Raw genomic sequence first — 12407 nt, 5'->3', positions numbered from 1 at the left:
AGGAGTGACCATGCAAATGAATACAGAAATATTCACAGCCACTGTAGTCGGTATTGGAGAGGACGCCCAAATGCTGATGGATGATGGCATGATGATTTTATTCAATGAAACAGCACCAAAGGATTTATATGACATCAGCTTTGTGCATAACGCTGAAGGATTGAACGAAGATCTGGCGGCCGGGGACGAATTGGTTATTGACGGTGAAGCATTCTCCCTGACATTCGTTGGCGCTAAAGCAAACGAAACGCTGCGGGATCTCGGGCATGCCACCTTTCAATTTAACGGGGAAACAAGTTCGGACCTTCCGGGCACGGTCTGTGTAGAAGCAAAGCCCCTGCCTGCCATACAGGTGGGAAGCACCATTACATTTCGTAAACAATAAAGCTGGATAGGAGTGGAGACAAATGATAGGGATTAATCGAAAGCTGCAGGCGCTGGAAAAAGAGGGCCGCTATATTAAAGTGGGTCTCATCGGCGCTGGCCAGATGGGGCGCGGCATGATTGCACAGATTGAAAACATGAAAGGCATGCGGGTGGTCGTCACGGCTGACATAAACGAAGATAACGTCATCAATGCTTACAGGCATGCCGGTATCGAGCGGGGAAATATTGTTTCTACTAACAATAAAGAAGAAGCCTCGCAGGCTATTGAGCTGAATAAAGTAGTAGCCTCCACAAAGGCGCTGCTCGTATGTGCGCTCGATGAAGTAGACGTGGTCGTGGATGCGACCGGGGTGCCGAATATCGGCGCAGAGATTGCCTGGAATGCTATTTTGAACCGGAAGCATATTGTTATGCTGAACGTGGAGGCGGACGTGACCGTCGGCCCGCTTTTGAAACGGATGGCAGACGCAAGCGGTGTCGTATACACCGGATCGGCAGGAGATGAGCCGGGAGCGATCATGGAGCTGTATGATTTCGCCGATGCGATTGGCTTTGAAGTAGTCGCTCTCGGTAAAGGGAAAAATAATCCGTTAAATGTGGAAGCAAATCCTGATACTGCGGCAAAAGAAGCGGAGGAAAAAGGATCAAGCCCGAAAATGCTTGCTTCCTTCCAGGATGGAACGAAAACGATGGTAGAGATGAATGCCGTAGCGAACGCCACCGGATTTGTACCGGAAAAACCGGGGATGAATGGCTTTGAAGCCGGAGTTGCTGATCTTCCTGAACTCTTCCAGCTGAGGGACCAGGGAGGCCGGATCGGGAAAAAGCACGTGGTGGAATACATTAACGGTATCGCCCCAGGTGTGTTTGCGATCGTTGCTTCGGACATGGAAGAAGTAAACGCGGAAATGAAATATTTAAAAATGGGAGATGGGCCGAATTACGTACTGTATCGCCCTTACCATTTAACAAGCCTGGAAACTCCCCTTTCAGTAGCCCGGGCGTATCTGGACGGCCAGGCAACTATCGCCCCGGATGCCGGGCATATCGCTGAAACTGCAGCGGTAGCGAAGCGTGATCTCGAAGTGGGCGAGTATCTGGATTCTATTGGCGGCTTTACCATTTACGGAACCGTGATGGAAGCTTCAGAAGCAAAAGATAAAGGAGCGCTCCCGATCGGCCTGGTAGATAAAAACGTAAAAATGTCCCGGACGGTAAAGAAAGGAGAAATCATTACGTATCAGGACGTGGAGCAGACAGTGGAATCCACGATCTGGCGTCTGCGGAAAATGCAGGATCACGACTGGAAATAAAATGAGGAGGAAGCGCTGCTGAATGAGCAGCCGCTTCTTTTTCCGTATCTAAATCGTGGTATAATGAAAGAAGAATCATTAAAGGAGGGGCTGAAGCGATGAAAAAACGTAAGGAGCTTATTTACTTACAGTGTTCTCATTGTAAGGAAGACACGCCCCATAACGTAGAGTATATTAATGGGGACGTGTACAGCATGGAATGCCGGAGGTGCGGCCGGGAGCTGACGTTAAACCGCGATATTATGAAAGAATGGTACAGCGAAGTGTATGACCGTGTAACCACTAAACCGACACGTTTAACAGAAGAATACAGGGAAAGCAGGAAGCCGTTTGTCATAAGAATGCCGTTCCGGATGGCGAGCAAGCCGTACCGGCTGATGCGGGATTTCAATGATACCCAGAAAACCCTGCGTTATTATAAAAATAAACAAAAGAAATCTTCCTGACCACGCGTGAGCGGGGGAGGAAGATTTTTTATGAATGAGTATATTATCCACTGGCCAGCTGCCTGCGGGGGGAGGGGGCAGCCTCGGACACCCGGTTAAACTCCAACAGGGGACAATTTGTGCAGGCTTCTGATACTCCGGTGCATGTAGCGACGGAGTCAAGCACGCCATCTGTATATACGTAGGATAATTCGTGAAGGACCGTCTGTCTCGTTATTGAGCAATAAATGACCTGACGCGACATGGAGTAATCCATCGTATTTCACTCCTTCGGCGTATAATAAATAACATGAATAAGAGCAGTATATATCTATTTACTTAATGACTATGTACCCGGAACTGCCTTGAAGAAAACCATGGGTTGTAAGAAGATAGTCTCAAGCAGCTGATGTTTACACCGGGAGGTATGCGGGGAAATAGTATTTTTGACAGCCAATCAAATCTTAAAACAATTGACTCTGCACTAATGCTAATGAAGCTCGAAGGCATCACGGCTGAATAAGAAAGGAAAGAAAAAGGGGGAGCAGCCATGACACAGAAATACATGCTGATTGCAGTGGACCAGGACGGCCATGAAATTTCGCTGAAGAATTATAAGGGCCGTGAAGCGAAAGAAGAATTGATTTTAGAAGGAAAAGAGTGCGCAACTACAATGTATGAGCAGCTAAAGGAAGAACTTCATCCGAATTCGGTGAAAATGCTCAGCCTGTAAAATGAATATCAGAACCCCCCCCCCCCCCCGGCAGTCGCTGCTGGGGGGTTCTTCTATCTCTCGATCAGCTCGATCCGGTTGCCGAACGGGTCCTCTGTATAAAAGCGCGCAGCTCCATTCAGCGGCTGTTCAGGCTTTACAGGCCAATTGAACTCCTGGAGGCGTTCTCTGGCCAGCTCAAGGCTATGTACGCGAAGCGCGGGATGCGCTTTTAAGGCCGGAGAAAACGGCTCTTCTACGCCGATATGAACCTCAAGTCCGCCGCAGTCAAACCACACGCCGCCGCGGCTGGCTAAATCGTCAGGCTTTTGTATTTCTGGCATACCGAGAATGGTGTGGAAAAAATGCCGGGCTTTTTCTTCACTACCCGGTGGCGCAGCAAGCTGCACATGGTCGATGCCATTAAATAAAGTCATCAGAAAGTCATCCTTTCACTTTTTGGGCTATCGTTTTACCGATTTCAAGAGAAGCTGTTGCTGCGGGAGATGGAGCGTTTAATACATGCAGGCTGCGGCTGCCTGTAATGAAAAAGAAATCATCCAGAAGCGTCCCGTCTTCCTGGATTGCCTGCGCCCGTATGCCTGGTTCTCCAGCCATTAGCTCCTCCGGGAGAAGAGAAGGAATCAACTGCTGCAGCTCTTTGGTGAACGCCTGCTTGGAAAACGAACGTACGTATTCCTGCGCTCCTTTCCTCCAGTACCGGGAAGCCAGTTTCATTAGTCCGGGAGAGCGGAAATGCTCCCAGGCATCGGCCGGATTCATATCCAATTTTCCGTAGCCTTCCCGTCCGAAGCTTAAGACCGCGTTCGGACCAGCCTCTACGCCTCCCCGGCTCATCCGTGTGAAATGAACGCCGAGAAATGGAAAAGCTGGGTCCGGGACCGGATAGATTAGCGAGGAGACCTTATGTTCAGCCTCCGGAGTAAGCGTATAGTATTCGCCGCGGAAAGGCACGATACGGACGTCTGTATGATAGCCGGCTATCCGGGCGATTTTATCGCTGTGAAGCCCGCCGCAGTTAATAAACTTCCGGCCGGTGAACGTCTGATGCCTGGTAGTGACGCTGACAGTCTGGGCTTCTTCCTGAATATGCTGAGCCTGTTGGCCAATTAATATATCGCCGCCGCGCCTGCGGATCTCCCTGGCGAGAGCATCGGCTACCTCTGCGTAGTCGACGATCCCGGTTTCCGGCACTAACAGGGCATGCTGGGCGCTTACATAAGGTTCGCGTTCTGCAAGCTCGTCGAGCGAAAGGTAGCGCGGCTGCAGGCCATTTTGTCTGCCGCGTTCGTAGAGCCTGCGCAGCTGCAGCAGCTCATCTTCGTCCCTGGCTGCGATAATCTTCCCGCAAATAGTGTAATCCACCCCGTGCTGATCGCAAAAAGCTGTGAGTGACTTCCGCCCCTTCTCTGTAAGAACAGCCTTCAGGCTGCCGGGCTGATAATAGATGCCGGAATGAATCACTCCGCTGTTCCGGCCTGTCTGGTGCGAAGCCAGGTGCGATTCTTTTTCTAAAACGACTACCCCGGCGCCGGGTTCTTCCTCGAGCAGTGCGTAGGCCGTAGCGAGCCCAAGGATGCCGCCGCCGATGATGACATAATCGTACATATCGATGCTCCTTTAAACGACAATTTTTTGGCAGAAACTGCTTATGCAAAGCATACCCGTTTTTTTGAAACTTACAACGACAGTAATTTCTTTTAAATGATGTTTTTATTATAATAGATGAGTACACCCGTTAAAGAAAAATAGGAAGTTTACCGCAGAGTGGGAAAAAGGAATAAAAAGAACGAGGTACATAACAACTATTCATATTAGGAAAGGATTGCACGCGCCATGGATGAGTTTAACGATGAGATTTTGACGGATTCGTTAATTTTAAAAGCGCTCGACCATTCAAAGGTGGGGCTGGTTATCACAGACCCCAACAAGGATGACAACCCCATCGTCTATGTAAACCGGGGCTTTACTGATGTGACCGGCTATACGTACGAAGAAAGCGTAGGGTATAACTGCCGGTTTCTCCAGGGGGAAAACAGAGATGAGCAGGCAATAGAAAACATGAAGCGCGCGGTGGCGGCCCGGGAAGAATACGTCCTGGAGCTCGAAAATTTTAAAAAGGACGGCACGCCCTTCTGGAACGAAATTTATATCGAACCTATTTATCTGGAAAACCGCCTTTATTATCTTGGTGTCCAGCGTGATATCACCCGGCAGAAAAAATACGAAGACGATCTAAACAAAAGTGAAAATCAGGTGCACCGGCTATCTACGCCAATTGTGCCGATTACAGAAAAAATATCTGTGCTCCCGGTCGTCGGGGATTTATCATACGAACGGTTCGAAATGATATCTCATAAAATTTCCGAAGCATACGGAAGTGTCCACTACGAAAAACTGATTCTCGATCTTTCCGGAATGGATGAATACGATGAGCAGGTAGCCGACGGGATTATGAATCTGCATCACCTGCTCCGACTGCTCGGTTCAGAGCTGATTGTAACCGGCATCAGACCCGAGCTTTCCATGGCTTTTACGTCGCAAAATATTTCGCTTTCCTATCTGCGAACTGCTGCCACGGTAAAAGAAATGCTGTTGGAGCTCGGGCTGACGTAAAAGCAGCATAAAAATAAAAAGCCGGAATGCACAAGATTCCGGCTTTGAAAGTAGCGCTTATTTTTCCTCGTCCTGCCGTTTGGCGTCGCCGGTTTTGTTCTGCACTTCACCTTTTACTTTGTCTTTCTTGGCATCACGCTGCATTTTTGGGTCATCCTTTGCATTGCCTGCCTGGTCTTTTGCTTCGCCTTTTACTTTATCACTGAGGCCTTTTTTATCCGCCATAAATGAATACCTCCTGTGTTGAATTCTTATCTGGGGTATTCCCGGCGTGGTACGTGGTAAAACAAATGATTCATCTAAAAATACGAATAAAAGGAGCTTGCCTTTATGTCTGTCATTATTGCCTATACGAACCCCCCGGAGCACGTCCGGGAATACCTGGAGGCGGAAGCAGAGATTCATGTAGTCCGTCCGAATAAAGAACGGGATAAATTCATGGAGCTGCTTCCGAAAGCGGACGCGCTGATTGGAGCCGGTCTTCCGGTGGAGCGGGAACTGCTGGATAATGCACCCGGACTCCGGGTAGTGAGCAATGCTTCCGCGGGAGTGGACAACCTTGACCTTGATCTGCTGACAGAGCGGGGCATCACGGTCACAAATACTCCGGCTGCGGTCGTTGATACGATGGCAGACACGATGTTTGGCCTGATGATCGGCGCCTCGAGGCGTCTGATGGAGATGCATGAGCTCGTCAAAAGCGGACAATGGGACCGGAATGCCCCGAAGGAATGGTTCGGGTTGAACGTACATCATAAAAAGCTTGGCATTATTGGAATGGGCGGTATAGGAAAAGAAATCGCACGCCGGGCTAAGGAAGGCTTCCGGATGGAGGTCAGCTACTACAACCGCTCGAGGCATGAAGAAGCGGAAAGGGAAACCGGTGCTGTGTATGAGCAGCTGGACGACCTTCTCGCTTCATCAGATGTGGTCATGGTGCTTTTGCCGCTGACAGAGCAGACGAAGCATATGCTCGGAACAGAGGCCTTCCGGAAAATGAAATCAACAGCGGTCTTTTTAAACGGCGGACGCGGCTCGGTCGTAGATGAGCAGGCACTGATTACGGCTCTTCAGGAAAAAGAGATTTTTGCGGCCGGACTTGATGTGTTTGAAGAAGAACCCCTGCCCGCAGATCATCCGTTTCTTGCTATGCCGGAGGTAACGGTGCTTCCCCATATCGGAACTGGCACCACGGAAACCCGGGAAGCAATGTATATGGAGGCGGCCGCACAGTGCGTAAAGGCTCTGCGGGGAGAAAAGCCCGAAGCGCTCGTCAATAAAAAGGTATGGAATGAAGGCAGCCGGCAGCAGTTTAAGAAATGAAGAAAAGGCGGTTTTAGGCATAAGAAAAACCGCCCTCTGCATACGAGAACGGCTGTCTTTTTCCAGCGTGTATATGAGCGCTCCGTGATTTCAGCGCTTTTGTTTACGGCTTCTCCACCATTTTCTCACATAGGGATAAACAAAAGGTCCAACTTTGACAGCCATTTTAATTAGTTTTCTCATAGTAGATAACGTCCTCCATCTTCAAGTTCTTATTTACCGGATACCCTGTTGAAGGACGTGGTAATCATGAAGTTCAGCTTCAGCTGCTTTTCTGTTTGCGGAATTTCCGCTTGGAGGCCTGCTGTGGTTTTTTAACCTGCTGTTCTCCGTTTTTAATTGCGTCTTCCTGCATACGTTTGCGGGCTTCAATAAATAGCATGAAAATGCCCCTTTCCTTTAATAATGATTGTACAAGGACTATTCCCAGGATAAAACGAAGATAAAACATCGTTTTTAAAGAAAATGAGCGTATAGAGAAGCTATCAGCAAACAAACAGTGAAAATCGCTGAAAATGAGAAGAAAGGAGACTAAGTATGGGTAAACCATTAGTTGTAGCCTACAACCGGGTCAGCAGGGAGGCCCGTGAAAAATTAGCAGAAACGTGCGAGGTCCGTTATTTCGAACAAAGTGAAACACTCGAGGACCCGGAGTTCCGTGAAGCGGTAGCTGGGGCCTCGGCCATTATCGGTGTGGAATATGAAGTCGATGAAGCATTTCTGGAACAGGCCCCCTGCCTCCGCATTGCTGCTAACGTTTCTGTCGGCTACGACAATCTGGATCTGGAAGCTTTAAGCACCCGGGGCGTGTATGCTTCCAATACGCCGGAAGTATTAAACGACACGACCGCAGACGCGATTTTTGGGCTGCTGCTGGCGGCGGCGAGACGCATTCCCGAAACCGACCGCTACGTGAAAGACGGAAAGTGGCAAAACACGCTTCCAGATGATTATTTCGGCGTCGATGTGCATCACCGGACGCTTGGTATTATCGGCATGGGGCGGATAGGGGAAGCAATCGCCAAGCGGGCCCGCTTTGGCTTTGACATGAACATTTTGTATTACAACCGCTCACGAAAACCTGAAGCGGAGGATAAATACGGAGCGTCGTGGACGGAACTTGAGCCGCTGCTTGAACAATCGGATTTTGTCTGTACGATGACGCCGCTTACGAAAGATACCTATCATCTAATGGACGAAGCAGCATTCCGCCGGATGAAAGCCTCTGCTGTATTTATAAACGGGTCCCGGGGAGGCGTAGTAGATGAAGAGGCGCTCGTGAAAGCGATCCAGGAGCGCTGGATATGGAATGCCGGGGTAGATGTATTTTCGGAGGAGCCGGTTCCTTCCGGTCATCCGCTGTTGAAGTTTCCACACGTAGTGACGCTTCCGCATATCGGCTCTTTTACCGAGGAAAATGAGAACAATATGTCGTTGCGGGCAGCGGAAAACGTGCTTCAAGTATTAGATGGAAAGGAGCCTCAGGACCAGCTGTGAAGCAGGAGGGGTCTCCTGTTTTTTTAACAATATTGGTATAGACAACTATATTTTATACTGGTACGATGTAGAAAAGGAGGGGACTCGTAGTGGAAGATATTATTATACACTCAGCAACAATTGTAAACGCGGACCGTACGTCGCCTAATCAGTTTATCTGGATTCGCGGCGGGGCCATTCGCCGGACAGGAAGCATGGACCTCCTGAAGCAGAACGTGCCGGAAGAAATACGCCTTCGGGCGGTCATGGTGGACGGCTCCCGGGGCTTCTTTATACCGGGAATGATTGATATGCATATTCACGGTGTCCAGGGGGCAGATGCGATGGACGGCACGGCGGAGGCGCTGGAGACAATGGCCCGGGTGCTGCCGGCTGAAGGCACGACTGCGTTTCTTCCAACTACGATTACCCAAAAGAGCGAAAACATCACACGGGCGCTGGAGAAGATGGCTGAATACCGGGCGGCGGCGCCGGAGAACGGAACGGCGGAAATTGCTGGAGCGCATGTCGAAGGGCCATTTTTTGAGCCTTCCAAGGCTGGAGCGCAGCCGGCCGAGTTTATAGTCAAGGCTTCTGTTGATTTGTTTGAACGATGGCGCCAGGCTTCGGGAAATGCGGTCCGGATCGTTTCGCTGGCTCCGGAGCATGATCCGGGCTTCGCGCTGACGGCGCACCTGCAGCGTATCGGTGTAACCGCCTCCGCTGCGCATTCCAACGCCTCTAAAGCGCTCGTAGACGAAGCAGTGAAAAAAGGACTTTCCCACGTTACCCATTTGTACAATGGAATGAGCGGACTGCACCACCGGGAGCCGGGCATCGCTGCGGCAGCTCTGTTAAATCCCGCACTTACCGTTGAAATTATCGCAGACGGCGTGCACAGCCACCCGGACATGGTGCAGCTTGCCTATCAGGCGGCAGGGGCCAATCGGCTCTGTGTCATTACCGATTCCCTGCGGGCCAAAAACCTGCCGGACGGGGTGTACGATCTTGGCGGCCAGCAGGTGACGGTGGCAGGAGACAAGCCGTATCTGCCGGACGGAACAATTGCCGGAAGCATGCTTGCCATGGACAAAGGATTTCGTAACATCCAGGCGTTCACAGGCTGCAGCCGCGAAGAAGCAGTGCGTATGACCTCCTTGAACGCCGCGCATGAAATAGGGATTGCGGAGCGAAAAGGGAGCATCGAGGCCGGCAAGGATGCCGATATTGTTTGGATGGATGAAAGTGAGCATGTGCAGAAAGTCTGGTGCCGTGGGCGCCTCGCCGCTACAGCCGAACAGAAAGGAGGAGTGCAGCCATGAAGCTTATTCCTGTTACTGACAGAGAAGCACTGAGCATACGGGCAGCAGAGATGGTCGCGGAAAAAGTACAGGAACAGCCGGACAGTGTGCTCGGTCTTGCCACCGGCGGCACCCCGGAGGGTACGTATCAGCAGCTGAAAAAAATTTACGATCACGGGGAGGCAGATTTCTCCCGAATTACTACATTTAATCTCGATGAATATGCCGGTATGCCAAAAGACCATCCGCAGAGCTACCACACGTACATGCAGCACAAAGTTTTTCAGCCGCTGCAGCTGAAGCCGGAGCAGGTGCATCTGCCTGATGGCAGCGCAGCTGACCTGGAGCAGGAATGCACGCGGTATGAAAAGCGTATTGCGGAAACCGGCGGCATTGACATGCAGCTTCTCGGCCTTGGCGAAAATGGCCATATTGGGTTTAACGAACCCGGTACTTCCTTTTCGAGCCGGACGCATGTGGTACAATTGAAGCCGTCAACGAGAGAAGCCAACGCCAGGTATTTTGACAGTATCGAAGAGGTCCCGCAGCAGGCAGTAACCATGGGGATCGAAACGATTACAGACAGCCGTGCCATTCTGCTGCTCGTATTTGGCAGGCGCAAAAAAGAAGCACTTCTCCGCCTGCTGGAGGGAGAAGTGGATGAGGGCTTTCCAGCCTCCGTGCTGAAAAAGCATTCGAACGTAACGGTGATTGCCGATGAAGAGGCGCTGACAGACGTATCCGCAGAGGTGATGCGGCACTTTACCGGGTGAAAATGTAAAACGGGAGGACGCCGTGAATGAAAATTAATAAAAAATCCCCGCTTCCTATTTATTATCAAATACAAGAAATGATTCGTGAAAAGCTTGAGAACGGCGAATGGCCTCCGGGCTATATGCTCCCGTCCGAGCGCATTTTCGCGGAGGAATTTGATGTGAGCCGCATGACCGTCCGCCAGGCAGTAACAGAGCTTGTAAGCGAACAGCTTCTGACAAGGGAAAAGGGGAAAGGCACATTTGTAGCTGAACCTAAGCTTGAACAGACGCTTCAGGGACTTACGAGCTTTACTGAGGATATGAAAGCCCGGGGCATGAAAGCAAGCAGCGAGCTGCAGCTGTTTCAAATGGAAGAAGCAGATACGGCAACGGCGAGACTGCTCCAGCTGGAGGGCAGGTCCGTTTACCGGATGGAGCGGTTGCGGCTTGCCGATCATAAGCCGATGGCGCTTGAAAATTCCTACCTGAACGCGGATATGTTTCCAGGACTCGGCGAGGAAGCGGCGTCAGGATCTATTTATAACCGGCTTGAACAGGAGTACGGCATTACCATCGGCTCTGCGGATCAGTCCCTGGAGGCATCCCTTGCCTCAGAGCGTGAAGCGGAGCTTCTCGGCATCGTGCCGGGAGCGCCGGTGCTTTTAATATCCCGGACCACCTATACCGCGGCCGGGGCTCCGTTTGAACACGTTATCTCCTCTTATCGCGGAGACCGGTATAAATTCCGTATTCATATGCCCCGGCAGGGCTGACCGGCCGGGAGCGGCTTTCCTGGTTTTCTTGGCTGATTTACGTTAAAATGCTCGCAGGATAACGATTAGCCGATAATGAGGGAGGCCGCAAAAATGGATGATCGATTGTTTAAAGCAGCAATGGGCAAATTTACGACCGGGGTGACGGTGCTTACAACAGAGCTTGAAGGGGAAATCCACGGCATGACGGCGAATGCGTTCATGTCTGTGTCGCTCGAGCCGAAGCTGATCCTGATCTCTGTCGCAAAAACAGCCTCGATGCACGAATACATGCAGCAGACAGACCAGTTCGCTATCAGCGTCCTCGGCAACAACCAGGAAGCAGTGTCACGCTACTTCGCCCGCCAGTCGGAGGACGACGCGGGGGTGAACTTTGAACGGTTTGAAGACCGTCCGGTTATTGAAGGAGCCATCACACAGCTTGCCTGCACGAAATACAATGAAGCCGATGCCGGAGACCATACGCTGTTTATCGGTTCGGTGGAGAATGTGACTGTCCAGGACGAAGCACCGCTCGTTTATTTTGAAGGCAAATACCGCTACATGGAATAATTCATCCGGCTTCTGGCCGGATGTTTTTTTATGCCCTGGCTCTTTTTTCCCGGGAAGGACCGTGCTACATTATATTTAAGATAACGCTTTCAAAAGGAGAGGTGTGAATCTTGAATAAAGCGGAATGGAACCGGTGAGCGCAGACGGGTATACTAGATCGGTTTTAACCCATATAGGATTAAGCCGTTCCCATAATGGGAACGGCTTTTGTATGAAAAAGGAGTGAGATTATGACTGGAATCACCCACATCGGTTTAACCGTTCCGGATATTGACGCTGCTGTCGAATGGTACACACGGGTGCTGGATTTTGAGCTTCTGGCTGGTCCTTTTACGGCGAAAGCTGAGGGGACGGACGACGCCTCCACGAATATGACGATGGATCTTCTCGGCGAAGAAGTAAAAGAGATGCGCAACGCGCATCTGACCACAGGCAATCAGGTAGGTCTCGAGCTGTTTGAATTTGTTGATCCCAAGCCTGAACTGAAGGAAGGCCCGCCGTGGCAGCAACGTTTTTTTCATCTGTGCCTGCTCGTCTCTGGCATTGAAGAAACCGCCGCACGCATAGAAGCGGAGGGAGGAAAAAAGCGGAGCCGGATATGGGCACCAAGAGAGGGAAAACCGTACCGGCTTGTATATATGGAGGATCCATTCGGCAATATAATCGAACTGTATTCTCATAGCACTGAAGTAACCTACGGAAACATGGACAGCCCATAAGCTGTCTGCGTGAATGCAGTGCTTTTTCCTGCTG

16 protein-coding genes are annotated in these 12407 nt (G+C 50.7%); 12 read left to right on the top strand and 4 right to left on the bottom strand.

Features of this window, described 5'->3' with window-relative positions; genetic code table 11:
• The first annotated feature begins 10 nt into the window (after nucleotides 1-10).
• The 3 genes from CHL76_RS01610 to CHL76_RS01600 all read left to right on the top strand — a co-directional run bounded on the left by CHL76_RS01610 (nucleotide 11) and on the right by CHL76_RS01600 (nucleotide 2146).
• On the top strand, nucleotides 11-385 hold the full coding sequence (locus tag CHL76_RS01610) for a PTS glucitol/sorbitol transporter subunit IIA (protein WP_079474726.1): 375 nt from the start codon (nucleotides 11-13) through the stop codon (nucleotides 383-385).
• 22 nt (nucleotides 386-407) lie between these two features.
• Nucleotides 408-1700, top strand: coding sequence for an NAD(P)H-dependent oxidoreductase (locus CHL76_RS01605; protein WP_079474727.1), 1293 nt, complete (start codon nucleotides 408-410; stop codon nucleotides 1698-1700).
• Nucleotides 1701-1798: 98 nt separating this feature from the next.
• A complete protein-coding gene (locus CHL76_RS01600; protein WP_094907678.1) occupies nucleotides 1799-2146 on the top strand; it encodes a hypothetical protein in 348 nt (115 codons plus the stop codon).
• A 43-nt stretch (nucleotides 2147-2189) separates the two neighbouring features.
• On the opposite strand, the gene CHL76_RS16795 is transcribed toward CHL76_RS01600, so the two are convergent.
• A complete protein-coding gene (locus tag CHL76_RS16795) occupies nucleotides 2190-2402 on the bottom strand; it encodes a hypothetical protein (RefSeq protein ID WP_079474729.1) in 213 nt (70 codons plus the stop codon).
• 273 nt (nucleotides 2403-2675) lie between these two features.
• Between CHL76_RS16795 and CHL76_RS01595 the strand changes: the two genes are divergently transcribed.
• Nucleotides 2676-2858 (top strand): hypothetical protein, encoded by a 183-nt coding sequence (locus CHL76_RS01595; RefSeq protein WP_079474730.1) that lies wholly within the window; start codon nucleotides 2676-2678, stop codon nucleotides 2856-2858.
• Between the two features lie 53 nt (nucleotides 2859-2911).
• On the opposite strand, the gene CHL76_RS01590 is transcribed toward CHL76_RS01595, so the two are convergent.
• Nucleotides 2912-3274 carry a VOC family protein gene (locus CHL76_RS01590; protein ID WP_079474731.1) on the bottom strand — a complete coding sequence of 121 codons (363 nt, stop codon included), beginning with the start codon at nucleotides 3272-3274 and terminating at the stop codon, nucleotides 2912-2914.
• A 7-nt stretch (nucleotides 3275-3281) separates the two neighbouring features.
• Nucleotides 3282-4466, bottom strand: coding sequence for an L-2-hydroxyglutarate oxidase (gene lhgO / locus CHL76_RS01585; protein ID WP_094907677.1), 1185 nt, complete (start codon nucleotides 4464-4466; stop codon nucleotides 3282-3284).
• A gap of 228 nt (nucleotides 4467-4694) precedes the next feature.
• On the opposite strand from lhgO, the gene ytvA reads away from it, so the two are divergent.
• Nucleotides 4695-5474 carry a YtvA family blue-light photoreceptor gene (gene ytvA, locus CHL76_RS01580; RefSeq protein WP_094907676.1) on the top strand — a complete coding sequence of 260 codons (780 nt, stop codon included), beginning with the start codon at nucleotides 4695-4697 and terminating at the stop codon, nucleotides 5472-5474.
• A gap of 57 nt (nucleotides 5475-5531) precedes the next feature.
• On the opposite strand, the gene CHL76_RS01575 is transcribed toward ytvA, so the two are convergent.
• Nucleotides 5532-5699 (bottom strand): CsbD family protein, encoded by a 168-nt coding sequence (locus CHL76_RS01575; protein ID WP_094907675.1) that lies wholly within the window; start codon nucleotides 5697-5699, stop codon nucleotides 5532-5534.
• Nucleotides 5700-5804: 105 nt separating this feature from the next.
• Between CHL76_RS01575 and CHL76_RS01570 the strand changes: the two genes are divergently transcribed.
• From CHL76_RS01570 to CHL76_RS01540, 7 genes are all read left to right on the top strand, one after another.
• The gene (locus tag CHL76_RS01570) at nucleotides 5805-6797 is read left to right on the top strand and encodes a 2-hydroxyacid dehydrogenase (RefSeq protein ID WP_094907674.1); all 993 of its coding nucleotides are present in this window, start codon (nucleotides 5805-5807) and stop codon (nucleotides 6795-6797) included.
• A gap of 537 nt (nucleotides 6798-7334) precedes the next feature.
• Nucleotides 7335-8294, top strand: coding sequence for a 2-hydroxyacid dehydrogenase (locus CHL76_RS01565; protein ID WP_079474736.1), 960 nt, complete (start codon nucleotides 7335-7337; stop codon nucleotides 8292-8294).
• A gap of 89 nt (nucleotides 8295-8383) precedes the next feature.
• Nucleotides 8384-9595 (top strand): N-acetylglucosamine-6-phosphate deacetylase, encoded by a 1212-nt coding sequence (nagA, locus tag CHL76_RS01560; RefSeq protein ID WP_094907673.1) that lies wholly within the window; start codon nucleotides 8384-8386, stop codon nucleotides 9593-9595.
• Complete coding sequence (gene nagB / locus CHL76_RS01555) at nucleotides 9592-10347, top strand: glucosamine-6-phosphate deaminase (RefSeq protein WP_094907672.1); 756 nt, start codon at nucleotides 9592-9594, stop codon at nucleotides 10345-10347. Before nagA ends, nagB begins: the two co-directional genes overlap by 4 nt.
• A 26-nt stretch (nucleotides 10348-10373) precedes the next feature.
• Complete coding sequence (locus CHL76_RS01550; RefSeq protein ID WP_094907671.1) at nucleotides 10374-11102, top strand: GntR family transcriptional regulator; 729 nt, start codon at nucleotides 10374-10376, stop codon at nucleotides 11100-11102.
• 93 nt (nucleotides 11103-11195) lie between these two features.
• The gene (locus CHL76_RS01545; RefSeq protein ID WP_079474739.1) at nucleotides 11196-11654 is read left to right on the top strand and encodes a flavin reductase family protein; all 459 of its coding nucleotides are present in this window, start codon (nucleotides 11196-11198) and stop codon (nucleotides 11652-11654) included.
• A 230-nt stretch (nucleotides 11655-11884) separates the two neighbouring features.
• On the top strand, nucleotides 11885-12373 hold the full coding sequence (locus tag CHL76_RS01540; protein WP_094907670.1) for a VOC family protein: 489 nt from the start codon (nucleotides 11885-11887) through the stop codon (nucleotides 12371-12373).
• Nucleotides 12374-12407 lie beyond the last annotated feature (34 nt).

Origin of the sequence: Marinococcus halophilus (assembly GCF_002265875.1) — a bacterium.
In the GTDB taxonomy this organism is placed as follows: domain Bacteria; phylum Bacillota; class Bacilli; order Bacillales; family Marinococcaceae; genus Marinococcus; species Marinococcus halophilus.
Note: the sequence above shows the minus strand (reverse complement) of the source record. Positions and strands in the feature narration are given on the sequence as shown.

Bases quoted from the DNA above. Each gene is read 5' to 3' on its own strand.
- CHL76_RS16795 (WP_079474729.1), bottom strand. From the start codon at position 2,402: ATGGATTACTCCATGTCGCGTCAGGTCATTTATTGCTCAATAACGAGA.
- CHL76_RS01600 (WP_094907678.1), top strand. From the start codon at position 1,799: ATGAAAAAACGTAAGGAGCTTATTTACTTACAGTGTTCTCATTGTAAG.
- CHL76_RS01610 (WP_079474726.1), top strand. From the start codon at position 11: ATGCAAATGAATACAGAAATATTCACAGCCACTGTAGTCGGTATTGGA.
- CHL76_RS01605 (WP_079474727.1), top strand. From the start codon at position 408: ATGATAGGGATTAATCGAAAGCTGCAGGCGCTGGAAAAAGAGGGCCGC.
- CHL76_RS01565 (WP_079474736.1), top strand. From the start codon at position 7,335: ATGGGTAAACCATTAGTTGTAGCCTACAACCGGGTCAGCAGGGAGGCC.
- lhgO (WP_094907677.1), bottom strand. From the start codon at position 4,466: ATGTACGATTATGTCATCATCGGCGGCGGCATCCTTGGGCTCGCTACG.
- nagB (WP_094907672.1), top strand. From the start codon at position 9,592: ATGAAGCTTATTCCTGTTACTGACAGAGAAGCACTGAGCATACGGGCA.
- CHL76_RS01540 (WP_094907670.1), top strand. From the start codon at position 11,885: ATGACTGGAATCACCCACATCGGTTTAACCGTTCCGGATATTGACGCT.
- CHL76_RS01595 (WP_079474730.1), top strand. From the start codon at position 2,676: ATGACACAGAAATACATGCTGATTGCAGTGGACCAGGACGGCCATGAA.
- CHL76_RS01570 (WP_094907674.1), top strand. From the start codon at position 5,805: ATGTCTGTCATTATTGCCTATACGAACCCCCCGGAGCACGTCCGGGAA.
- CHL76_RS01575 (WP_094907675.1), bottom strand. From the start codon at position 5,699: ATGGCGGATAAAAAAGGCCTCAGTGATAAAGTAAAAGGCGAAGCAAAA.
- CHL76_RS01590 (WP_079474731.1), bottom strand. From the start codon at position 3,274: ATGACTTTATTTAATGGCATCGACCATGTGCAGCTTGCTGCGCCACCG.
- ytvA (WP_094907676.1), top strand. From the start codon at position 4,695: ATGGATGAGTTTAACGATGAGATTTTGACGGATTCGTTAATTTTAAAA.
- CHL76_RS01550 (WP_094907671.1), top strand. From the start codon at position 10,374: ATGAAAATTAATAAAAAATCCCCGCTTCCTATTTATTATCAAATACAA.
- CHL76_RS01545 (WP_079474739.1), top strand. From the start codon at position 11,196: ATGGATGATCGATTGTTTAAAGCAGCAATGGGCAAATTTACGACCGGG.